Raw genomic sequence first — 21,657 nt, forward strand, 5'->3', positions numbered from 1 at the left:
TTTGTGTATTATCGAGCATTTTGGCAACGCAGATGCCGTGCCGCAGCCGCCGGAGCGGTGCTTAAGCCGTAAGGCGGGAATTATGCGGTGTTGCCTTAGGTTGGCCGCTGCAAAGCGTTACAAATCGTTCCGCAGCTTTACGGCACTCCGTTCGGCGATGCACTGCTTTAAGGCGTTGATCATCTTGGCTTCGTCCAGCGGTTTGGCCAGGTGAATATCCATGCCCGCCAGACGGCTGTCCATAATATCCTCGGAAAAAGCATTGGCGGACATGGCAATGATGGGGATGATTTCCGCGTCGGGGCGGTTCATGGCGCGGATGGTTCTGGCGGCGTCCCAGCCGTTCATACGCGGCATCATAATATCCATATAGATCACGCCGAAACAGTTGACGGGCGACCAATGGTCGCCTCTACACACGCAATAAGGCAAAAATGCAATTTTTTGACGGTCTGATATACTATATATATAAGGTCTACTGCAACACACCGCAAAAGGCAGCCCCCTATAGTTCGCTAAACTTTGATTTAGCGAACTTGTGCATTTCTCTTTTACGGGAGGCTTTTGCTTCCCGATGCCCCCTGCTCCCGTCATCTCGTTCTCCCTGCCGATGACTTTTATTTCCGCTTTACATGGGCAGCGCAACGGTAAATACGGTTCCTGCCCCTTCTGCCGGCTCATCCTGTACTGTACCGCCGTGCAGTGCTGCAATTTCCCGCACCAACGCCAAACCCAGTCCTGCGCCACCCATTTCGCGGCTTCTGGATTTGTCCACACGGAAAAACGGTTCAAAGATGCTGGTCCTGTATTCATCGGGAATACCGCAGCCGGTATCTGCAACGCGCAGTATTGCTTTGCCATTTGACTGGCTGATCGTAATCTGCACAGAACCGCCCGGCTGATTGTACTTGATTGCATTTTCCACAAGGTTGAACAGCATACGGTAAATCAGGGCATCGCTTCCGATAATATGAATATCCTCACATTCCTGATGCAAGGTGATCTGCTTTTTCTGGGCCAGCGGCGTCAGATCCGTCACAATTTCATCTGCCAGCGGCGCAAGCTCAATGCAGTCATCCCGCGGAACGGCCTGCAAATTGCTCATTTCCAGCAGGGTCCGTACAAGCGCCGATAAACGGGCTATCTGCTCTGTCTGAAAATGTACCAGCTCTGCGGTTTCCGCGTCCGTATTCATGTGATCTTCGGCGAAGATTTCCAGTTTTGCCTGCATGATGGCCAGCGGTGTTTTCAGCTCATGGGCTGCATTCCCGGCAAACTGCCGCTGTAGGTCAAAGGAATGGGCCAGGCGATTCAGCATTTGATTGACAGATTGACTTAGCTGCCGAAATTCCGCAACGGTATTTTCTTCCAGCCGTACATCAACCAGATTATCCTGATCGACCTTCTCGGCCTGCTGTGCCAGCTCTTTCAGTGGTTCCAGCGCTTTGCCGCTGATAAAATAAGCAATCGCTGCGCTGAACAGCGTCACCACTGCCGTAATGCACCACCCTTTGCGGCCAAAAATCGTCTTTGTATCGTAAACCTCTTGCGAGAATTGCACCAGAAAGTCTGACATCTGATCTTCGGGGATCTCTATGGTCAGATCCTCCCCGCCGTCCTGTTGATATTGTAAAACGTACCCGTTCAGATTGTCCATACCAGAGGCGCCGGAGCGATACAGCAACAAATTCAGGCAGATGCAGGCACCCGCAATCAGTAATGCCGTCATAAGTGTGATGCGCCATTGCAAAGATAATCGCTTCATTGCTCGCTCTCCCCCACTTCATAGCCTTCTCCGATGCGGTTTCGGATAGGATCATACCCCAGTGCCGCGCGCAGCTTTTTGCGCAGCGCCGAGATATGCACCCGAATCGAGTTGCTGAACGCATCTACGCGGCCGTCCCAGACATGTTCCATCAATTCCTCCTGACTGACAGGGCGTCCCTGATGCAGAAGCAGATATTCCAGAACACTGCTTTCCTTGCGGGTCAGTGGAACAGGTTGACCGTCCACCATAGCCACCCGGCTCTTGGTATCAAAGCTCAGTCTGCCGCATCGCAGGCAAACATTGCGCTGAATAAACTGCCGCCGTGTCAGGCTGCGGACGCGGGCTTCCAGTTCGGCCAAATGGAATGGCTTGGCCAGATAATCATTAGCGCCGGCGTCCAGGCCTTCCACCTTGTCCGCAATTTCACTGCGGGCCGACAGAATCAGAACCGGCGTTTCCAAATCGGTCTTTCGCAGTGTGCGCAGAACTGTCATTCCATCCACTCGGGGCAGGTTCAGATCCAGCAAAACAAGGTCATACCGCTCTGCCGCCAGCATTTCCAGCGCGGTTTCCCCATCACCGCAGTCATCTGTTTCATACCCTGCACGGTGCAGCTTTCTGGCAACGCTTTCCCGCAGGGACGGCTCATCCTCAACCAGCAGCAAACGCATAATAAACGCTCCTTATATAAACTGTGTTTCTGTTTACTACCATTATAACAGCTTTTGCTAAAATCTGCGTTAATTTTTTCTTAGCAGAAAATTTATACCCGTTGTGCTATACTGATCTCATCAAAACAAAAAGGAGGATCGAAATGTTGAGCAAAAAGGCAATCGTTCAGGTGCTTTTTCTGCTGGCTGCCGTTATGATGATCGGTTACGGGGCATGGCGCGGTGAGGCGGGCACTGTCTTTACGAAAGCAATTCGATTATGTATGGAGTGTGTTGGCATTGGATAAGAATCGTTCGCATTTTCTGGTCCGTTTCCGGGGACTGATCCAGGCAGGTGCAGCACTACTGACAAACATCCATCTGCCGAATTTTCTCAAAGGAACGCTTTATCAGGGCAAGGGGAAATATCTCTGCGTTCCGGGCCTTAACTGTTACTCCTGCCCCGGCGCTGCGGGGGCCTGCCCTATCGGGGCCTTTCAGGCTGTGGTCGGGTCGTCAAAGTTTCGGTTTTCCTATTATGTTACCGGCATTTTGATTCTGCTGGGCGTGCTGCTGGGGCGCTTCATCTGCGGTTTTCTCTGCCCGTTCGGCTGGCTGCAGGAGCTTTTGCATAAGATTCCCTCTCCTAAGCTGTCAACCAGACGCCTGAAACCGCTGCGCTATATCAAATATGCGGTACTGCTGATCATGGTCGTACTGCTTCCGGCTGTTATTGTCAACACATCCGGCATGGGGGATCCGTTCTTCTGCAAGTACCTGTGTCCGCAGGGCGTACTGGAGGGCGCAATTCCGCTTTCTCTTACAAACGCGGGCATACGAGCTGCTTTGGGAAAGCTGTTCAGCTGGAAATTCTGCATTCTGCTGGCAGTTGTGGTAGGCAGCGTGGTTTTTTACCGCCCGTTCTGCAAATGGCTGTGCCCCTTGGGGGCGGTCTATGCACTTATGAATCATGTATCCCTGTTTCAGATGCGCGTTGACCGCGATACATGTGTTTCCTGCGGTGCCTGCGCAAAAGCGTGCCCGATGGATGTGGATATTACCAGAACACCAAACCACGCGGAGTGTATCCGCTGCGGTAAGTGTATAAAGTCTTGTCCGACCAAAGCGATCTGCTATCAGTACGGTTTCGGCGACAAGTCAAAAACAGAAATCAAGGAGAATTGACAATGAAACGTTTTTTTGCATGGATCACAGCCCTTCTGATGCTGCTCTCCCTCGCTGCTTGCAGCAGCACACAGACAAGCACTGCGGCAGCTTCCCAGCAAGCATCTACTTCTGAGACGGGCAAGTCTGAAAATGAGCTTATCGCAGAGGAAAACGATATTCTGGCGGCAAATAACACCCTGTGGGAAAAGGTTTTTGCCTCCATGGACAAGAATGTTACCGACACCACACTAAGCAGCAATTACGGTGATATTCTTATGAATGCGTTGGATCATGCGAAGGACCAGTTCACCGATGAAGAATATGCTGCTTTAAAGGCCGATGCGGACAAAATCCGTGAGATCGAAACACAGATCGCAGCACTGCCGCAGGATGAAGCTGCCAGCCAGTCTATGACGCAGACGGCCAGCACATTCCCGCAATTTGAAGGAAAGGATTTGGACGGCAACAGCGTAAGCAGCAGTCTTTTTGCCGATAATGCGTTCACCGTTGTAAATTTCTGGTTCAGCGGCTGCAAGCCCTGTGTGGACGAGATGGACGACCTTAACGCATTGAATCAGCGCATTCAAGAGCAGGGCGGCGAGGTGATCGGTATCAACACAGAAACCCTTGATGGCAACGCGGACAACATTGCCGCTGCCAAACAGATTCTGGAACAGGCCGGGGCTGCATTCCGCAACATCTATTTTGACTCTGCCAGTGATGCCGGTAAGTTTGCCCTCGGCATTATGGCCTTCCCCACCACCTGCGTTGTGGATCGTCAGGGCAACATCGTTGGGGAACCGATTATGGGCGGTATTGATAAAGAGGATAACGCTGCCACACTGCAAAAGCTGATCGATGAGGCTCTTGCGCAGTCGCAGCAGTAAATAAGAAAATAGCTTAGGCAACACCGCATAATTCCCGCCTTACGGCTTAAGCGCCGCTCCGGCGGCTGCGGCACGGCATCTGCGTTGCCAAAATGCTCGATAATACACAAAGTATTATCTGCGCTTTTGGCTTAGCAGCTGCCGCACCTCGCTCGCCGTATCGGCACTTAGAATTATGCGGTATTGCCTTAAAAAACTCGCAGCAGTCATGGATACGAAAGTACCCTTTGGCTGCTGCGAGTTTGTATTTTGCTGCGCCGCCGTGTGGCTGGCTATGTCCCCTGCTCCAGGGCTTACTGCCCGGTTTGCTTTCCCTCTATAGCATATATTTTGTCTTTTCGATTGTATATCAGCATTTTATACTTGACAAAGTCAAGCGCATGGGCTATACTCTTTTACGAAAGGAGATGCTGCATCCACCATGTATCAAAAGGCCCTTTCCTACTACATCGCCATGCTGTACCGCAGCTTTGCGGATTTCACAGGCGGCAAGCTACAGGAAGTCGGACTAAATTTCGGGCTTTTGTTTTTTATTGTATATATCGGAAAAAAGCCGAACTGTACGCCTTCGGAATTGACAAAAGCATTGTCCCTTGACTGGGGGCACAGTCAACGGTGCATCAATCGTCTTACTGACGATGGCTTTATTACCAAGGAAAAATCAGGGCGTCACTATCTGCTCAACCTGACAGAACGCGGGCAGGAGGCTTTTGAAGCCGCCCACCGGATATTCTTTGACTGGGACGACAGATTTATGACGAATCTGACTGCAAAAGAAAAGGAACAGTTGCTTGCCTTATTGGAAAAAGCAACAGAAAGGATACCGCACCATGTACGAAACGATTAACAGCCCCATCAATTACGGCGGTTTGGAATTGAAAAACCGCATCATTTTTGCCCCTACCACCTTTGGCCTTGCGGAGGACGAATACTTTGAAAAGATCCGCAAGATCGCCGCAGGCGGCTGCGCCATGGTTATCATCGGTGACGTCCCCGTCGGCAAAAGCCAATTTGAGAAATCTCTTTTTGATAAAAAAGGCTTCGCCCATTATCAGAAGCTGGTCGAAATCGTCCACAGCTATGACTGCCGCATCTGCGCCCAGCTGCACCAGACCGACTCCAATATGCTGGCCATGCTGAAATACGTGCCCGGCGTTCTGACGAAGAAGATTTCCATGGAGGAGCTGCGTCCCCTGCTGAATGCCGAGGTTGCCCCTTACATCAGCAAGCTGTCCGCCCGCAAGATCCATAAAATCATCAACGGCTTCGGCGAGGCCGCCGTGCTGGCTGTCAAAGCCGGGTTCGATATGGTGCAGGTCCACGGTGACCGCATGTGCGGCAGCTTCAGCTCCACTGTCTTTAACCACCGCACGGATGAATACGGCGGCAGCGCCGAGAACCGTGCCCGCTTTGCGGTGGAGGCCGTCAAAGCCATCCGCAGCCGTCTGCCGGAGATTCCCATCGACTACAAGCTGGCCGTCCGGCAGGAAGATCCCCACTATGGCAATGCCGGTGTGCTGGAGTCCGAGCTGGGTATTTTTGTACCGCTGCTGACCGATGCCGGTGTGACCAGCTTCCATGTAACGCTGGCGAACCATTCCAGTCTGGAGGACACCATTCCCCCGGCCAACCACCCGTACTTCAAAGAGCAGGGCTGCTTCCTGAAATTCTGCGACGAGGTGCGCCAGTATACGGACAAGCCCATCACTGGCGTGGGCGGACTGAATCAGCCTGATTTTGTAGAGCAGCAGCTTGCAAGCGGACGCATCACCTGTGCTGCCATGAGCCGTCAGCTGTTGGCTGACCCGGAATGGCCGAACAAAGTGGCCTCCGGGCAGATCAAGGAGATTCACCGCTGTGTTCGCTGCAACAAAAAATGCCTTGGCGGCTTGCAGCAGCATCAGGGCACCCATTGCATTTATGAAAAGGTATGACCTGTGAAATACGCTATTGTATTCAGCAGCCAGACCGGCAATACTAAACAGCTTGCCGAGGTTGTTTCCTCTGTTCTCCCTCAGGCAGATTTGTGTTTCTTCGGTTCCCCGTCACAGGAGGCTCTGCAGGCAGAGCGTCTTTTCATCGGCTTTTGGACGGACAAGGGGCGCTGCAATCAGGAAATCACCGATTTCCTGAAAACGCTCAAGGGCAAAGAGGTGTTCCTGTTTGGCACAGCCGGGTTCGGCGGCAGTCAGGAATATTTTGACAAAATTCTTTCTTCCGTTCAAAAGCGCCTCGGTGCTTCCAATACTGTCATCGGCACCTACATGTGCCAGGGGAAAATGCCGCAATCGGTGCGGGAGCGCTATGTAAAGATGAAAAACAGCCCTCTGCCGATCCCAAACGTTGACAAAATGATTGAAAACTTTGATACTGCTGTTTCCCACCCCGACGAAACGGATTTGCAGAAATTGAAATATGCCGTGGCGCAATGCATAAAGCGCTGATACAAAGTAGGTCCTAAAAACACTCTTCCGTCTGGCTGCCTGCGCACCGGCGCTGGCCTACTGCGTCGTCATGACGATCCACTTTTTAAAGCAGCGGCAGACCCACCCCTGCTGAGCCGCCATGACTGCTTTTACCGCAGTCATAGCGAGACCCTTTATTTGCTTATCAATTGCGCACAGGTGCACGCGGGCAGACCTTTTATGGTCTGCCCTTTTTATTTGCACGCTTCCTCTGTTTTCGACAGGTCGGCTGCTTATATGCTATACTGGTACCATCATACAAAGGAGGCGCATCCGCCCTGCTGGGTGCCTCCGGCATTGTATTTATGCTCATCATGCTGTCCAGCCTAGCCGGCAGCCGGAACGGCGGTATTCCGCTCACTTTGATCCTTGTCGGTGCGCTCTATCTGAGCCAGCAGGTATATGATATTTTGTTCGTGCAGGACAATGTAGCCAACTTTATGCACATCGTCGGCGGCGCCTGCGGCACTGTGTTTGGTTTTGCCGTGCGCAGAAAATAATACGCGGAGGTTTCCTTCATGAAGATCCTTGTCACCGGTTTTGACCCGTTCGGCGGAGAGACCGTCAACCCGGCCTATGAGGCTGTCAAACTGCTGCCCGACACCATTGCCGGGGCACAGATCATCAAGCTGCAGGTTCCCACCCGGTTTGCTCTTTCCGGTACCGTTCTGGAAGCCGCCGTAAACGAGCACCGGCCCGATGCGATCATCTGTGTCGGGCAGGCAGGCGGGCGGTCCGCCATCACGCCGGAAAGAGTTGCCATCAACCTTGCGGACGCAAACATCCCCGACAATGCAGGCGACCAGCCTATGGACGAGCCGATCCGGAAGGACGGTGCGCCCGCCTACTTTACCTCTCTGCCCGTAAAAGCCATGGTGCAAAAAATGAGAGCCGCCGGTATTCCGGCAGCCCTCTCCTACACCGCTGGCTCCTTTGTGTGCAACTCCCTGATGTATACGCTGCTCTATCTCATCGACAGGCAGTATCCCGCTATGCGGGGCGGCTTTATCCATGTGCCGTATGCGATGGAGCAGGCCGTCAGCAAGCCGCTGGGAACACCCAGCATGGAGCTGCATCAAATCGCGCGCGGCCTTGCGCTTGCGGTAGAAGCAGTCGTCGAAAACGAGCGTGACCTTACCGTGAACCGGTAATACAGGCCCAATCTCTCGAAATAGTGCTTGCATTTTTTAGGGTTCGTGCTATAATCATAGCATCATCACAGAATAGGAACGGGACAACGGGGTCACGCACAGACAAGGTGCGCGATCCCGTTTTTTCGTCTGCGCACAAAGGCGTGCCGCACTTCATTGGGTGCTGCACGCCTTTTGGCTTTTCTGTTGCTTGTTTTCCGAATGGAGGGATTTGAAAATGCTTACCGCACGAATTAAAAAAATACGCTAAAACTATGTAAACGCCAAACCGCAGATCTCCTGCGAACGCGCCGCACTTTGGACAGAATCCTACAAAAGGAGCGCGGGAAAGCCCGTCTGCATCCGCAGCGCCGACAAAAGCACAGCTTTCCGGGTGGGAGCAGCTGGCCGAGCAGGAATACGGGATAAAGGTCACTTCCTATAAGTAGTCCCTGTTTTCCCCTGCGACGGCTTTACGGCTCCTGCATCATGATCCGCACGATCTCTTTGTCTGTTTCGCGCATACCCTCACGGCCCAGCAGTCCCACATTACGGATGGTATTTTCAACGCCCTTTGTGACGATGCCATCTCCACTGCGGAACTGCTGGCCGTTTTTGTACATGTGATACCCCAGGATGCCCGCCTCCACGCTGGAGGCGATCTTCGCCGCACAGCTGGCCTTGGCACCATCGCAGATAATACCCGAAACGATGGCCAGTGCATTGACAAGGGTGTGGGAGACCGCTTTCAGGTCTGCGCCCTGCAGATAGGCAATGCCGCAGCCCGCAGCACAGCCCGCGCTGACGGCCCCACAGTAGGCGGACAGCCGCCCTATACCGGCCTTCTCGTGGATCGCAATCAGGTTGGAGAGGGCCAGTGCGCGGCAGAGAGTCTCATCGGATGCCCCCAGCTCTCTGGCATACTCGATGACCGGCACCGAGACCGTGATGCCCTGATTGCCGCTGCCCGAGTTGATGACAACTGGCAGCTCACAGCCGCTCATACGGGCATCAGAGCCTGCTGCTGCCTTGGCAATAGCGCGGTTGCGCACATCCTCGCCGTAAAATTTCAGCATTGTAGAGCCGATGTTCGCACCGTAATCCCCTCGCAGTCCCTCTTCCGAGATGCGGGTGTTGTACCGGATCTGGGTTTCCAGCAAAGGTCGGATGTCGTTGATCTCGCAGGTATCGGCAAATGCAAAGATATCCGCAATGTTCAGCAGTGCCCGGTCTGTCAGACCGCTCTCGGCAGGGGCGGCGTCACCGCAGAGCTGCTTTGTCTCCTGCGCGGTATGATCCAGCAGCACTTCGCTGTTTCTTTGGATCAGGACAATATTCGTGTGGTACTGGCAGATGCGCACCACGGCAGAATCGCTCCCCTGCTGCAGCGTCACAATAATGTCGAAGATAAAGCCGTTGTCGATTGCCTTCACCGTGACCGGCACCTGCTTCAGGAAGGTGCGCATCGCAGCCTTCTGGTCCGTTGTTACAGCTGCGATGACCTCCAGTGCCTTGTCCGCCTGCCCGCCGACGATGCCTGCCGCTGCGGCGGCTTCAATGCCCTTCATGCCATCGGTGTTGGGCACGATGACGCTCTTGACATTCTTGATAATGTTGCTGCTCACGCCGATCTCGACTTTGTCCGGCATGCCGCCAAGCACATCCCGCGCCTTGGCGGCGGCGTAGGCGATGGCAATCGGTTCGGTGCAGCCCATGGCAGGGATCAACTCCTCTTTCAGGATCTGCACATACGCCTGATAGGTCCTGCTCTGCTTATCCATACAAGTGACTCCTTTGGTTGCTCTGCAAAGTGTCCGCAGCGGGGTATTATACCGCGTCTGCTGGTTTGTATAGTACAAGTATAGACATTTTCCCCGCCTTTTGCAACAGCATTTTGGCGGCGTTCCAATCCGGAGCACTTTATGCACAGGTTGGACATAAACACTTCCGTTTTCTGCATCCTATAACGCAAAATGTGCCTGCTTGCGCGGGCACATTTTGCGTTATTCTGCTTTTTCCTATCTGGCCGCATTCAGCAGCTGCTTTTGAAATTCCCGGGCCGCCGTATTCAACGGACGGTGCCGGTCATAAACCAGACTTACTGAGCGCTGCGGAATCGCCTCCCGCAGGGTCAGCTGTACAATGCTGCGACGCTGCAGGCTGCTGCGGGCCATCGGCTCCGGCACAAAGGCAAGGCCAAGCTCACTCTTTACCAGCGTCATCATCTGGTCTGTGGTGGCCGCCTCAATATCCGGCTTCAGGTCTGCACTGTGCTCAAGGAAAAACTGCCGGTAAAACAGGCGGCTCATGCTCTCGTTCCCCAGCATGATCAGCGGATAGGCGTCAAGCTCCTGCAACGAGAGCGTCCGGCTTGCCAGCGCCGTGAAGGTTTTCCCGCCGACCAGGATTTCGTTGAACGGCATCAAATCAACTTTTTTCAGCTCCCCCTCTGCACCGGTGGGGGTCGTTACAACAGCGAAATCGACCTCGCCGTTTTTCACAGCCTGAATCGCCTGCGGCGTTGAATGGTTGGAGATCCGCAGCCGGATACCGGGGTACTGCGCATGGAAGTCCCGCAGCCGTTCCGACAGGTAGATGTTCAGCGCCGTCTCGGTTGCGCTGATACTGATTGCACCATGCTCAAAGGTCGCGCTGGCGCTCAGCTCCTCCTCGGCATCCTGTATCTGCACAGCAGCCGAGGAAATGCGGGTATAGAGCATCTCCCCCTCCGGCGTCAGCGCCACACCCCGGTTGGAGCGGATAAACAGCACACAGTGCAGCTGATCCTCCAGCTTGTTCATCGTATGTGTGATGTTGGGCTGGTTGCTGCCCAGCACGCGGGCCGCCTTGGTAAAATTGCGGTATTTTGCGACAAAGTAAAAAATCTTGTAGTATTCCCAATCGACATACATAGGCGCAGCCTCATTCATAGCAAAATTACATAGTCATAATGCGGTAAATACTTTTTACACATTCTATGTCACAAAGTATAATAGCACCTCAACCCAAAATCAAGCAAAATTTTCCCTCTATAGAAACAAATTGTAAGGAAGACGAAACCAAAGTGCTGACCGCAGTACCTGCGGAAGGGTACCTGGCTCTAAGGCAACATCGCATATTTCTGTGTGCCGCCCCTATATTTTTTCAAGACTGCGTCTCCCCCCTCCCCTGCCCGCATTTGCTGGTGGGGGCTTTTTGTTTACCGTCTTCAGCGCGTCCCTCTCTCAGAGCGCGTGCGTGGACGCCTCTGCAGCGCGTTTTGCTGCGGGCAGCGGCAGACAAAAAAACGCCCACAGCGGCGGCTGTGGGCTTTGGGTTCAATCATTATTGGCGGATGCTCCCAGCGCACGGCAAAGCGGATGATTCAGCAGCATACCGGCGATAACATACCGATAGGAGTGCACCACACCGTTTCGGATCGTTTGCGGTATCCGCTGCTTTCGTACCAGCTTTTCCAGCGCATCCATCTGCTCTTTCAAAAAGTAAAAAGATATTTGTGGATAGATCTTGTCATCCAACTGCGTAGCAATAAACCGGCTGACAACCTTTGTTTCCGGAAACAGATAGTAGTCCGCCCTGTTCTGCTCGATTTCTGCTTTGCTGGCCAGATATTCCCTGCTGTTCATGATCAGGCAGTTGTCAGCACCGACCTTCATGACCTTATCCATCTCGGACTGGAGCAGCCGATTGGCCAGGGTGCCTACGCGGATATCCTCCACAGCAGCCTCATCCACAAGCGTCTCCCGAATCAGGAGCCCTACCCGAAGGTTGACCTTGACTTTTTCTTCTTTCATTCGCATCACCCTTTGGGCAATACCGCATAATTCTAAGTGCCGATACGGCGAGCGAAGTGCGGCAGCTGCTAAGCCAAAAGCGCAGATAATACTGGATGTCTTATCGAGCATTTTGGCAACGCAGATGCTGTGCCGCACACCGAGCCGCAGCGAGGCGTTTCGGAGCGCAACCGCCGCTTGCGGCGGCTCTTGGCGCGGAGATCCGCCGGAGCGGTGCTTAAGCCGTAAGGCGGGAATTGTGCGGTGTTGCCTTTGTTACCGGGACAGTGTCTCCCCCCTACCCTGCCTTACTTTGCGGCTTCAATCAAATCCCGGAGGCTTTGCGCCTGCTCGATCAGTTCATTCAGGATCGCAACATCATTATCACGGCGCTCCTGAGACATCTTTTTGACGCCGCGCTTATAGCTGGTTGAACTCATTTTCTTAAAAATCTTATTGGCAACAGGCTGGATCGTCTTTTCCACAAAGGTCGCGCTTTCAGACTCGCTCTTTTGCTCCTTTTTCTCGACGCGCTTTGCCTCCTGATCCCTGGCCACATCCTTTGCGATTTCCTCGGCCTTCTCCGTATCATGCCGACTGACGGCGTCACGGTACTCCCCTACCCTGTTCTGCAGCAGGCGGATTTCGTTTTTACACTCCGCAAACGCAGTCTTCAGGCGCTCGTCCCGCTCATCCGGCTCGTTGGTTTTTCTGGCTCTGTCAATAGCTCGTATAAAATCATAATGTATGCTGTTGCATTCCTGCAGCAGGCGCTCCCGGGCATCGGTGTCACAGTTGCTCACATCAACCGCGCTCAGCAACAGATAGCACTGCGCAATTTTATGCTGCTCCTCCGGCTCCAGCGTGATATAGCTTTCACACTCCATGCGGGTCAGAAACTTGTTATCCAAAAGGCGAAGCAGCTCTTTGTCCAGCTTTTCCTCGATGCGGAAATCACGGTCGATCTGCTTGGCTGTGGTTGCACTCACTTCCTTAATTGCCTTTTTAGCGTCCTTTTCCGTCATATTGAACGGCTCGTTCTGAAGGCAGACCACAAATTCTGCAACGGCCTTACGGCGGATCTGTTCATCCGCAAAGCCGCCGCGGACCTGCAGGTTCGCACTGTATAAAAGCACCTTTTTTTCATTTTCCGAAAGACTGGTTGTGATCACATTGCAGTTTTTGATGGTGTTCCAGGTGGCGTCTCCTCTCTTTTCGAGGTACTCCATCGCGCGGTAGCGGCGCTCACCGGAGAGAAGGACATACACTGTTTTTCCATTTTCTTCCTGCGGAAACACCACCAAATTATGCATCAGGCCGTTGCGCTGAATATCCTCCGCCAGCTGCACAATATCCTCTTGGGTATCTGCCTGCCGGAAGATTTCGTTGTCCGCGTTTACGCGAATATCGTACAGTGCAATATCACGAGCTTCGTATTCAATGCTTTTATGCCCTGCGGTCAGATCACTGATAATTTTTCCTGCATCGCCATTATTGGAATCAATTTTGCCCAGCTCTGCATCCGTCGGGCGGGAACGTTTTACGATTTCCTTCTTTTTGGCGGGGCTTTTCATTCCCATATCATTTCACCTCCAGACGCTTTTTTAACTCTTCATAGGCTTTCACATAGGCTTTTGCCACAGGCTGCGTTTTTGCCATATAGCACACAGGCAAAAAGCGGGAAATGGATGTTTTCACTGTCTTGCTTGTGGGAATTGCAACGCTGAACAGCGATGTGCCGAGTTCTTCCTTAAAATGCTCCTGAATCTTCTTGTCTGTTGCTGCGCTTTTGTCTACATTCACCAACAACACACCGGCACCCATCAGGTGAGAAGTGGAGCTTTGCTTCATCTTGTTGCATTCATAATAAAGGCGAAATGCCGATTCTTCGGAGTTATCCTCACAGCCGGCTGGAATCAGGATATAATCCGCCGCATAGATTGCATTGGAAAGCAACAGGCTGTCCCGCGTAGGCTGTGTGTCAATAAGAATGTAATCGTACTCATCACGTACCTGATTGAGGAAATAGTACAGAAAATCCCCCATACCGGAAACCTTCCTCGGATCTCCGTCCTTCAGGCGCTCTGCATCGCCAATCAGCAGTTCAATGCGCTTATTGATTCGCGGCGTCTGCGCATCGCACGGGATCATATCCACATTTTCATACTGCGTTTCCATAATAAAGTCTCGCGTCTTGCTATGATACAGGAACCCGTCGAAAAGATTATAAAGCGCCTTACCGTAGAATTCATCACTTGTGATGCTCAAGCCGCCGCTGAGTGCTTTGGTGAGATTTCCCTGCGGATCAGTATCCACGCAAAGAACTTTTTTCCCCTCATCGCCCATCAGGTAGGCAAGATTGGAGGCCGTTACGGTTTTACCCGTGCCTCCCTTTTCAATGGCAATTGTAATAATTTTTGCAGACATTGAGCAATTCCTCATTTCTGTAAAGGCTGTTATTTGTGGATGTGTCCGTTAATTCTTGTTGCTGTGAATTGTCGTTCTGTAATTCTCTTGTAATCGATTTTCCATGTCTTTTTGCCATTTCCGGTTGTACGATTTTATCACACTTCCGTGGCTGAATATGTTGAAGCCTATGCCTCGCCACAAAATAGTTGCAGCCATCTTTTGCTGTTTATTGTAATTTCAATTATAACATAGATATAAGTAAAGTCAATTCTCTTTTCCGGGTATCATCCTGCCATAACGATATTTCAAGTCTATCAATTCTTGTTGCTATTCTTTAATATATCTGCATTCGTATAGGCCATTTCTTTACATACTCGCACCGCGCTTCACAGCACGAAACAGAGTTCAGACCGTCAAAAAAATTGCCTTCTTGCCTTATTGCATGTATAGGGGCGACCATTGGTTGCCCGTCAACTTACCGCATCAACGCATCTCCTGGGATAGTTTGCTTACAAGGCAAACGGGCACGGGCGAGCAATGCTCGCCCCTACTAGAGTTTTTTGACAGTCTTACAGAGTCAACACATCTTTCAATTCTTGTTGCTGTTCTCGGTTTGTATTTATTTGTCACTTATAATCTTTGTTTTTTCTTTACAGCAAAAAGCAGCAGCCTGCAACTTGCAGGCTGCTGCCAAATAATACCTATACATCCTCAAAGACAGACATATCAAACTTAAACACTCCCGCCGGATCCAACGATGCGAGCTTCTGCTTGCCAGCCGCGATAATCAAAGCACTGTTTTCAATCGTATCGTTATAAACAACCGTGCGGTAATACTGTGCAGACTTCCTTTCGGTTGCTTTGTCAAACATCTCCGTAAATTTTACACACAGTCCCAGGGCCCATGTTTTCAGCCCGGCATTGTCATGAATGATTCGGTTTAAAGAATCCAGTGTTTCCTCCGCTTGGTCACACTTGTTGGTGTTGGTCAGGATCTTAGCCGTGTATGTGAAAATATCATTGCAGATATTTTTCTCGTTGTCCGTCAGCTTATCCTCATACGAAGCATAGTCTGCTTTGTTTCTGATCTCCGTAGTTGCTTTTCTATACTTCATTTTCAAAATATCTGTGCTAAATGGCTCTGTAATATGCTGGGCTGCTTTTTCCGCACTCTGGGTTTTCTTCTTTCTGGAATCCCTTACAATTTCGTCATCGTGCGTATTTCTATCATGATAGGAGCGGACATCCCTCATTTCCGCTTTGGTCTTGTATTTGATGAAAATATACAGGTATTCATATTTGCGAACACCGCGCTTGCGCGCCGGGGCATAGTCAAACCAAAGATCCGTCATCTCATTGATTTCTTTCTTAACGGTCTTTAAAACATTCTTTTCAAACTCTGTAAAAGTCTTGTACTTTTCAGACAGCGGTTTTTCCCGGTCAAACTTTTTCTTGTCGGCAGATGCCGGATCCTTTTTCTTTTTACTCTTTGTGGACTCTCTCTCTGCCTCTGTGGGTGCAGAAAGCAGACCTTTAAACTCATCAATATTGAATTTTTTATACTTATAACCCGTCAGCTCGTCGCGCTTTGAGGAGAACTTATTCAGAATCTCATCATTTACCGGCTGGAATACAAGGCCGTTCGTATAGCCATAGTCTCTGTTTCCATTGTCATAGGAGAGTATGATTTCATAAACGCGCATAGAGTAGGTGCTTTTCATCATCAGCAGATATTCGATGCTGTAAGAGGTATAGTTGCTGGTAAGCTGCGCAATATCCTTCCAGATGTCCTGGTTAAAGCGCAGGCGAATCTCTTTCTTGTCGAAATCGACCTCAGAACCTTTTTGCAGCCAGGAAATGGAGCGATACACCTTACTGCCGGGTTCTTTCTTGACCCAGAAGGTACGATTTTCCAAATTTTCTATAGTCTCCTTCAGATTCAGTGCATAAGTCGTATCCACCGTGCGCACTCCGGTCAACTTGGCAAAATCGTTGAAAGTGATCGAATAATATTTGGATGCATCCTTATCATTTTTCTGGTCGATTTTAGACATGAGCATAAAGAGAACCTTTTGCTCATTTCTGGGCAGAGAGTACTTTGTCCGCTGGATCAGGTCATTACTTTTGGTAATGTAAGAGCCAAAGCCGACAGGGGAGTGCTGCCATTTCGCAATCGCCTGCTTTTTCTCGCGGACCTCATCATCAGAAAGGACCTCTCCAACTAAAGATTCCTCGTTTTCATCAATGGACGAATTCGTTTTGTTCATATCCATTACTTATAGCTGTACAAGAAGGGCCTTAAAATAATTACGATATACAGCTATATATTCCTTTCGTTAGATGTTACAATACAAATAGGTACACAAATATCATTATACTGATAATATTACTATACTATTTGCCGACTGTCAACGAAAAATGTTTGGAGCTTTTCTTTTTTTTAAATTTTGCTTTTTTCTCTTTTACAATTATTTATCTTATATCTTACTTCTTACTTATTTATTATAATATGTAGAAAGAGAGGTTTCCACATGGCAGCGGAGAGGAAAAAACACTTGGCGAAAGAGATTTCCACACCGGATGCAAGAGGTTTAAAAGGCTGTAGAAAGAGATTGCTACAGCCCAATCAGCCAAAATAAGCATGTAGAAACCTCTTTTTTGCCGTGGAAGAATCTCTGTTTTCAAAGTTTTTTCTGTATACTGCCTGTTGCGGCTACAAATTGTGCAGGGTGAAAATCTTGCTTTTGCGATAGCGGGAGAGCATTGCCGTGCAAACATAGGTGGAGAGTGCGATAGCTGATTTTTCCGGTGTAGAAACCTCTCTTTGCGCAAGCAACGGAAAACGCTGACGCTTGAATTAGGATAGTGTGCATAGAAGCAGGGGAGAGAGTGAAACAAAAATTTCCCTTCCGCGAGTGTAGGAACCTCCTTTTGCTGCTGCAAGTGATCTCTGCGGTAGGAGGTGCTCGATTTTTTCCGGTGTAGAAACCTCCTTTTAGGAATTGCTTCAAAAACACTATATATTGGTGTTGTGGATCAACTAACATACTTATTCTTGCACAAAGAGAGGCTATATAGGCAGAGACAGGAAAGGTAATAGTGGCGAACCAAGAGGTTACTACACATAAACAGCGTAAAATTTTTAAACAGAATAATAGGCGATATACCGATATATAACTGGGCTGCGAAAAAGGAATTATCTGCACTAAAAAGAGGTTTCTACATCAAAAGAGCGAAAGAAAAGAGGAAAAAACACAGCCATGTACAGGAAGACACTACCAAAGCAGCGTAGTGATAAAAGGATGTAAAACCACAATATATAGATATAAAGAAGAAAATAGCACTTGAAAAACCAAAAAAGCTGGGAGAGAAGATAGTAGAAATGGGAAAAATCGTCGCAGAAGAAATACAATAAGGAAATATTATTATAATGTATACAACATGTACACAGCGTAATGCGAAGATGATCCAGAGAGGTCCATAGTGGTGCAAAGTATGGCATAATGCAAAGTAAACATTTTTTTTCGGGAGTGAGATGTAGAAACCTCTCTTTTCGCTGGACTTCATGACTTCTTGATGAGAAAACCTCTTTTTAGCGGGTTTATCCACTTTTTCGGCAGTAATCTACAGGGATTGCGGGCTTAATGTACTTACATAAGGTGAATAAAAAGGATAGGTGAGTGGCTGTATAAGATATAATTTAATATACAAATAGGATAATATATGGGAAATATACAAATTGGTCCATACAATCTGTTCCCAAAAGGGAAATTATCCGATTGTTAAAGTGTAGAAACCTCTCTTTTAGGTGGGCGGGAAAGCCTTCGCAACACGAAATAGGCTGAATAAGAGAATGGACCTTGCAATAGGTAGAAAGGCGGATTATCACCCCGTAGGTTATATGGCACATGCCGAAGGAAGAAAAAGCATAAAGCAAACACCATCCAATAAGGTAAGGGTTATCTCAAGAGGGCAGGGGAGGGGGACTGGCAGCAGGATTGGGTTTGCGTCTGCTATAAAGGCATACAGCATTTGGGAAAGTTTCGATATGCTATAGCAGCGAGAGCAGTCGCCTTGGCAGTCAAGAGATCTCTTAGCGAACGCAACAAAAAAGCAAAAATAAAGTTACAGCAACAGGAATTGATGGAAAATGGAGCACGATGAATTTTTACAAGTAATCAGAAGCCCTTTTCATTTTGCCACTTGCGATGCCGTACTCCGGGGGTGTAAAATAGTAGACATAAGTAAGCCACTGCAGTGGCGCAGACTGTCGAAAAAGGTGCGTTCACCCCTTGGCCCCCTCTGCGAGGGGGCTCCGCCGCAGGCGGTGGGGGAGAGAACTATACGGTTGCCCGAAATATTTCGGGCTATGGCAAGGTTTTCTCCCTCCGCCTCTTCGGGGCACCGCTCCCCCTCTGGCGCAAGCGCCACCTCCCCCGTATCGGGGGAGTCTGTCTCGCAGAGGGAGGTTTTTCGACAGCCTGAGCCGCTGCAGTGGCAGGGCATATAGCGACAGGGGATGTAAGGTATGAAACGAGTTTTGATCATTGATGGGCAGGGCGGCGGCATGGGCGCACAGCTTGCAAAGCTGCTGCTGCCTAAACTGCCTGCGGATTGCGAGCTGCTGGCAGTGGGCACGAATGTGCTGGCAACCAGCGCCATGCTGAAGGCGGGTGCAGTGCGCGGTGCCACCGGGGAAAATGCGGTGGTGTACAACGCCGCCAGAGCCGATGTTATCCTGGGACCCATCGGTATCTTGATGGCTAACGGCATCATGGGCGAGGTTTCACCCAAAATGTCGGTGGCGATTTCTGGCAGTGAGGCAGCCAAGGTTTTGATCCCGGCGTCTGGCTGCGGGATCTTTGTGGCGGGCACGCAGGATTGCCGCCTTGACGAGTATCTGCAAAATGCCGTAGCACTTACGCTGCGTGCGCTGGACGCATGACGCCGCTGGCAACAGCCGCCGCCCCGATCCTGCAGGCCGCACAGTTGGCCGCAGAAAACGGCCCGGCGCTGCTGGCCATTGATGGGCGTTGCGGCAGCGGCAAGTCTACACTGGCGGAATTTCTGGCGGGGCAGCTGGGCTGCCGGGTAGTGCATACCGATGATTTCTATCTACCGCTTGCTGCGCGCTGCGCGAACTGGCAGGAGCAGCCCGGCGCGAATATAGATTTCATTCGACTGAGAAACGAGGTTCTGCAGCCGCTTTTGCGCGGAGAAACCGCGCTCTATAAGGCATACAGCTGCGCGGCGGGGGCCTTCCTGCCGTCTAAGCCGTTTGCTGCCGCACCGTTGACGATTCTAGAGGGCAGCTACAGCCTGCATCCGGCGCTGCAGACCGAATTTGCGGTGCGCGTGTTTGTTACCTGCCCGCCTGATGTGCAGGAGGCACGCCTGCAGGCGAGAGAGGGCATACACTACGCAAATTTTGTGCAGCGGTGGATCCCGCTGGAGGAAGGCTATTTTGCTGCCTATGATCCAGCCGCACGCTGCGATTTTGTACTGGACACGGCGGAGATTTTTGTGTAATATAGTAAGCGAACCTATGGCATGACTGTGTGACTCCCGCTATGGCGGGTTTGAGATGATGCAGTAATGCCCTTATGAAAAAGCCAGGAAGGCAGTGCCCAGAAGGGTGCGCGGTTCAAACTTTTTGATAAGGGTGATATGTTGTGAAAAACCAGAATTCCAAAAGATTGGCTTATGCAGCGCTTTTCTTGGCGCTATGCCTTGTGCTGCCCATGCTGACGGGCCAGATTCCGCAAATCGGCAGTATGCTGCTGCCGATGCACATTCCGGTGCTTTTGTGCGGCCTTGTCTGCGGCTGGCAGTACGGTGCAGCGGTGGGCTTTGTTGCGCCGCTGCTGCGCTCGGTCCTGTTCGGGATGCCTCCGATGTATCCGGTGGCTATTGCGATGGCCTTTGAGCTGCTGACCTACGGCCTTGTTATCGGGCTGGTATACCGCCGTATGGCTCAAAGGGGCGCGGCAGGGGTGTATGCAGCGCTGCTTACCGCCATGGCAGCGGGGCGGCTTGTCTGGGGCGTGGCTGAGGTCGTGCTGCTGGGCTTGGGTGGCAAGGCGTTTACCGCCCAGGCATTCTTGGCGGGCGCACTGCTCAATGCCGTGCCGGGTATTATTGTGCAGCTGGTTCTGATCCCCGCTGTGATGGCGGCCCTGCAGAAGGCCGGAGCCGTTAAAGAATACGCCGAATAAGGCCGTTTGCTGAGAGGCTGCGCAGGAAGCGCAGCCTTTTTTGCTGTGTGCGGCTGTATTGAAGCTCGCTTTACACGATACAGCAACAGGAATCGCTCGCCCCCATATTTTCGCAAATGAAAACAAAAAAAGCTTGCAAAATAAGGCTAAAATGCCTGTACTTGCAAGCTTTTGTTGTTGCAGCGGTGAAAACGGCCGGCAGCCGCTGTCTGCTGCTAGAGGAGCTCAGCCATACTGATCTGATCGACCAGCCAGCTTTCCTGTTTTGCCTCGTGGATCACATCGCCCGGCTGGCTGTGCCCGACCAAAAAGGGCGAAGCGGGGTCGTGCATACGCATATTCTGCGCTACAGTCACACGGCTGGCGTTGGCGTAGCAGTATAGGCAGCCGTGACCGCAGGTATTGTAGGCACCTATATCCGCCGTAAGGCAGCAAGCGCACTCCTTGCGGGCTGGCTTTTGCGGGGGCAGCCGCAGGGGACGGTGCAGCGCGGCCTCGAAAGTCCGTTGCGTCATGCAGCCGCTGCAATCGGCACCATAGCGGGCCAGCGCAGTGCCCTCGGCGCAGGGTCGTATCATCATGCCGTATTTTTTGCCGATTTCAACAAAAGCTTTTCCCAGTGTTTCGCGCTCAGTGAGTGGGACGCTTTTCATCTGCGGAAAATTCCGCCGTACCTTCTCATAAAGGTCGATAAAGCTGATCACACAGGTCCTGGTATAGCCGGAAAGTACAGATGCCATCTGCTCGAATTCAGCGATATGTCGCGCAGCTGTGTAGGTGTCGGAAAGAAAAATGGGGTCATACCGCCATGATATACAATCGGGACCGACAATTTTTGACAGGGTGATAAAGTCCTGCAAGACCTGCGCCTTCGGCGGTACATGCGGCTCAATCTCCGGTCCGTAAGGGGTGATCGTGATGAACCAGTACTGCCCATAGGGGCGCAGCAGCTCCATGCGGGGGAACATCGGTGCAGGATTTTTGGTGCAAAAGCCGATCAGGTCCACCACATCCGGGTTGATGGCATACCGCGTGACGGACTGCGGGTCATAAGGGTTGCGCACCAGCACAAACCCTGCACGCAGGCGGTTCGCAAACCACGTGCTGTAAAAGGCAGGGATATCGGTGCGGAAACCTGTTTGTAAAATCATAAAATGCCCTCCTGTTGGTGCAGCATGCAGCTTGCCGATTCT

The 21,657-nt window shown here is 51.2% G+C and carries 21 protein-coding genes; 11 read left to right on the top strand and 10 right to left on the bottom strand.

Annotated features, from left to right (window positions below):
- Positions 1-117 precede the first annotated feature (117 nt).
- Genes B5D32_RS15690 through B5D32_RS11690 form a run of 3 tightly spaced genes read right to left on the bottom strand, consistent with a single transcriptional unit; the run spans position 118 to position 2,439 of the window.
- Positions 118-681 carry a response regulator gene (locus tag B5D32_RS15690; protein WP_078785207.1) on the bottom strand — a complete coding sequence of 188 codons (564 nt, stop codon included), beginning with the start codon at positions 679-681 and terminating at the stop codon, positions 118-120.
- Positions 629-1,765 (bottom strand): sensor histidine kinase, encoded by a 1,137-nt coding sequence (locus B5D32_RS11685; RefSeq protein ID WP_078785208.1) that lies wholly within the window; start codon positions 1,763-1,765, stop codon positions 629-631. The genes B5D32_RS15690 and B5D32_RS11685 overlap by 53 nt, the downstream gene beginning before the upstream one ends.
- Complete coding sequence (locus B5D32_RS11690; RefSeq protein ID WP_078785209.1) at positions 1,762-2,439, bottom strand: response regulator transcription factor; 678 nt, start codon at positions 2,437-2,439, stop codon at positions 1,762-1,764. Before B5D32_RS11690 ends, B5D32_RS11685 begins: the two co-directional genes overlap by 4 nt.
- A gap of 143 nt (positions 2,440-2,582) precedes the next feature.
- On the opposite strand from B5D32_RS11690, the gene B5D32_RS11695 reads away from it, so the two are divergent.
- The 8 genes from B5D32_RS11695 to pcp all read left to right on the top strand — a co-directional run bounded on the left by B5D32_RS11695 (position 2,583) and on the right by pcp (position 8,088).
- Positions 2,583-2,726, top strand: coding sequence for a CD1871A family CXXC motif-containing protein (locus B5D32_RS11695; RefSeq protein WP_078785210.1), 144 nt, complete (start codon positions 2,583-2,585; stop codon positions 2,724-2,726).
- Positions 2,719-3,603, top strand: coding sequence for a 4Fe-4S binding protein (locus B5D32_RS11700; RefSeq protein ID WP_078785211.1), 885 nt, complete (start codon positions 2,719-2,721; stop codon positions 3,601-3,603). Before B5D32_RS11695 ends, B5D32_RS11700 begins: the two co-directional genes overlap by 8 nt.
- Before the next feature lie 2 nt (positions 3,604-3,605).
- On the top strand, positions 3,606-4,472 hold the full coding sequence (locus B5D32_RS11705; protein WP_078785212.1) for a TlpA family protein disulfide reductase: 867 nt from the start codon (positions 3,606-3,608) through the stop codon (positions 4,470-4,472).
- Between the two features lie 421 nt (positions 4,473-4,893).
- Positions 4,894-5,319, top strand: coding sequence for a bilirubin utilization transcriptional regulator BilQ (bilQ, locus tag B5D32_RS11710; RefSeq protein ID WP_078785213.1), 426 nt, complete (start codon positions 4,894-4,896; stop codon positions 5,317-5,319).
- Positions 5,303-6,406: a bilirubin reductase gene (bilR, locus tag B5D32_RS11715; RefSeq protein WP_078785214.1), complete on the top strand. Its 1,104-nt coding sequence runs from the start codon at positions 5,303-5,305 to the stop codon at positions 6,404-6,406. Before bilQ ends, bilR begins: the two co-directional genes overlap by 17 nt.
- 3 nt (positions 6,407-6,409) lie before the next feature.
- Positions 6,410-6,916: a flavodoxin family protein BilS gene (bilS, locus tag B5D32_RS11720; protein ID WP_078785215.1), complete on the top strand. Its 507-nt coding sequence runs from the start codon at positions 6,410-6,412 to the stop codon at positions 6,914-6,916.
- Positions 6,917-7,242: 326 nt separating this feature from the next.
- Positions 7,243-7,437, top strand: coding sequence for a hypothetical protein (locus B5D32_RS11725; protein WP_242943458.1), 195 nt, complete (start codon positions 7,243-7,245; stop codon positions 7,435-7,437).
- Between the two features lie 18 nt (positions 7,438-7,455).
- Positions 7,456-8,088: a pyroglutamyl-peptidase I gene (pcp, locus tag B5D32_RS11730; protein ID WP_078785216.1), complete on the top strand. Its 633-nt coding sequence runs from the start codon at positions 7,456-7,458 to the stop codon at positions 8,086-8,088.
- Between the two features lie 452 nt (positions 8,089-8,540).
- Here pcp and B5D32_RS11735 read toward each other — a convergent pair whose 3' ends face one another.
- The 6 genes from B5D32_RS11735 to B5D32_RS11760 form a co-directional block, all read right to left on the bottom strand.
- Complete coding sequence (locus B5D32_RS11735; protein ID WP_078785217.1) at positions 8,541-9,848, bottom strand: L-cysteine desulfidase family protein; 1,308 nt, start codon at positions 9,846-9,848, stop codon at positions 8,541-8,543.
- Positions 9,849-10,085: 237 nt separating this feature from the next.
- A complete protein-coding gene (locus B5D32_RS11740; protein ID WP_078785218.1) occupies positions 10,086-10,979 on the bottom strand; it encodes a LysR family transcriptional regulator in 894 nt (297 codons plus the stop codon).
- A 405-nt stretch (positions 10,980-11,384) separates the two neighbouring features.
- Positions 11,385-11,861: a hypothetical protein gene (locus B5D32_RS11745; RefSeq protein WP_078785219.1), complete on the bottom strand. Its 477-nt coding sequence runs from the start codon at positions 11,859-11,861 to the stop codon at positions 11,385-11,387.
- A 287-nt stretch (positions 11,862-12,148) separates the two neighbouring features.
- On the bottom strand, positions 12,149-13,420 hold the full coding sequence (locus B5D32_RS11750) for a ParB N-terminal domain-containing protein (protein WP_078785220.1): 1,272 nt from the start codon (positions 13,418-13,420) through the stop codon (positions 12,149-12,151).
- A 1-nt stretch (position 13,421) separates the two neighbouring features.
- Complete coding sequence (locus tag B5D32_RS11755; RefSeq protein WP_159447037.1) at positions 13,422-14,267, bottom strand: ParA family protein; 846 nt, start codon at positions 14,265-14,267, stop codon at positions 13,422-13,424.
- 683 nt (positions 14,268-14,950) lie between these two features.
- Positions 14,951-16,516 (bottom strand): replication initiation protein, encoded by a 1,566-nt coding sequence (locus B5D32_RS11760; protein WP_159447038.1) that lies wholly within the window; start codon positions 16,514-16,516, stop codon positions 14,951-14,953.
- A 2,261-nt stretch (positions 16,517-18,777) separates the two neighbouring features.
- Here B5D32_RS11760 and B5D32_RS11765 point away from each other — a divergent pair.
- From B5D32_RS11765 to B5D32_RS11775, 3 genes are all read left to right on the top strand, one after another.
- Positions 18,778-19,194 (top strand): DUF3842 family protein, encoded by a 417-nt coding sequence (locus tag B5D32_RS11765; protein WP_078785223.1) that lies wholly within the window; start codon positions 18,778-18,780, stop codon positions 19,192-19,194.
- On the top strand, positions 19,191-19,778 hold the full coding sequence (locus B5D32_RS11770) for a uridine kinase family protein (protein WP_078785224.1): 588 nt from the start codon (positions 19,191-19,193) through the stop codon (positions 19,776-19,778). The genes B5D32_RS11765 and B5D32_RS11770 overlap by 4 nt, the downstream gene beginning before the upstream one ends.
- A gap of 143 nt (positions 19,779-19,921) precedes the next feature.
- Positions 19,922-20,464: an ECF transporter S component gene (locus B5D32_RS11775; protein WP_078785225.1), complete on the top strand. Its 543-nt coding sequence runs from the start codon at positions 19,922-19,924 to the stop codon at positions 20,462-20,464.
- A 215-nt stretch (positions 20,465-20,679) separates the two neighbouring features.
- Here B5D32_RS11775 and B5D32_RS11780 read toward each other — a convergent pair whose 3' ends face one another.
- On the bottom strand, positions 20,680-21,615 hold the full coding sequence (locus B5D32_RS11780; RefSeq protein WP_078785226.1) for a DUF1848 domain-containing protein: 936 nt from the start codon (positions 21,613-21,615) through the stop codon (positions 20,680-20,682).
- Between the last annotated feature and the right edge of the window lie 42 nt (positions 21,616-21,657).

The organism is Gemmiger formicilis (genome assembly GCF_900167555.1).
GTDB classification, from domain to species: Bacteria; Bacillota; Clostridia; order Oscillospirales; family Ruminococcaceae; genus Gemmiger; species Gemmiger formicilis.

What these genes read in the sequence shown, in the direction of transcription:
- B5D32_RS15690 (WP_078785207.1), bottom strand. Translation starts at nt 681, where the DNA reads ATGAGCCGGCAGAAGGGGCAGGAACCGTATTTACCGTTGCGCTGCCCA.
- B5D32_RS11685 (WP_078785208.1), bottom strand. Translation starts at nt 1,765, where the DNA reads ATGAAGCGATTATCTTTGCAATGGCGCATCACACTTATGACGGCATTA.
- B5D32_RS11690 (WP_078785209.1), bottom strand. Translation starts at nt 2,439, where the DNA reads ATGCGTTTGCTGCTGGTTGAGGATGAGCCGTCCCTGCGGGAAAGCGTT.
- B5D32_RS11695 (WP_078785210.1), top strand. Translation starts at nt 2,583, where the DNA reads ATGTTGAGCAAAAAGGCAATCGTTCAGGTGCTTTTTCTGCTGGCTGCC.
- B5D32_RS11705 (WP_078785212.1), top strand. Translation starts at nt 3,606, where the DNA reads ATGAAACGTTTTTTTGCATGGATCACAGCCCTTCTGATGCTGCTCTCC.
- bilQ (WP_078785213.1), top strand. Translation starts at nt 4,894, where the DNA reads ATGTATCAAAAGGCCCTTTCCTACTACATCGCCATGCTGTACCGCAGC.
- bilR (WP_078785214.1), top strand. Translation starts at nt 5,303, where the DNA reads ATGTACGAAACGATTAACAGCCCCATCAATTACGGCGGTTTGGAATTG.
- B5D32_RS11725 (WP_242943458.1), top strand. Translation starts at nt 7,243, where the DNA reads ATGCTCATCATGCTGTCCAGCCTAGCCGGCAGCCGGAACGGCGGTATT.
- pcp (WP_078785216.1), top strand. Translation starts at nt 7,456, where the DNA reads ATGAAGATCCTTGTCACCGGTTTTGACCCGTTCGGCGGAGAGACCGTC.
- B5D32_RS11735 (WP_078785217.1), bottom strand. Translation starts at nt 9,848, where the DNA reads ATGGATAAGCAGAGCAGGACCTATCAGGCGTATGTGCAGATCCTGAAA.
- B5D32_RS11740 (WP_078785218.1), bottom strand. Translation starts at nt 10,979, where the DNA reads ATGTATGTCGATTGGGAATACTACAAGATTTTTTACTTTGTCGCAAAA.
- B5D32_RS11745 (WP_078785219.1), bottom strand. Translation starts at nt 11,861, where the DNA reads ATGAAAGAAGAAAAAGTCAAGGTCAACCTTCGGGTAGGGCTCCTGATT.
- B5D32_RS11750 (WP_078785220.1), bottom strand. Translation starts at nt 13,420, where the DNA reads ATGGGAATGAAAAGCCCCGCCAAAAAGAAGGAAATCGTAAAACGTTCC.
- B5D32_RS11755 (WP_159447037.1), bottom strand. Translation starts at nt 14,267, where the DNA reads ATGTCTGCAAAAATTATTACAATTGCCATTGAAAAGGGAGGCACGGGT.
- B5D32_RS11760 (WP_159447038.1), bottom strand. Translation starts at nt 16,516, where the DNA reads ATGAACAAAACGAATTCGTCCATTGATGAAAACGAGGAATCTTTAGTT.
- B5D32_RS11765 (WP_078785223.1), top strand. Translation starts at nt 18,778, where the DNA reads ATGAAACGAGTTTTGATCATTGATGGGCAGGGCGGCGGCATGGGCGCA.
- B5D32_RS11770 (WP_078785224.1), top strand. Translation starts at nt 19,191, where the DNA reads ATGACGCCGCTGGCAACAGCCGCCGCCCCGATCCTGCAGGCCGCACAG.
- B5D32_RS11780 (WP_078785226.1), bottom strand. Translation starts at nt 21,615, where the DNA reads ATGATTTTACAAACAGGTTTCCGCACCGATATCCCTGCCTTTTACAGC.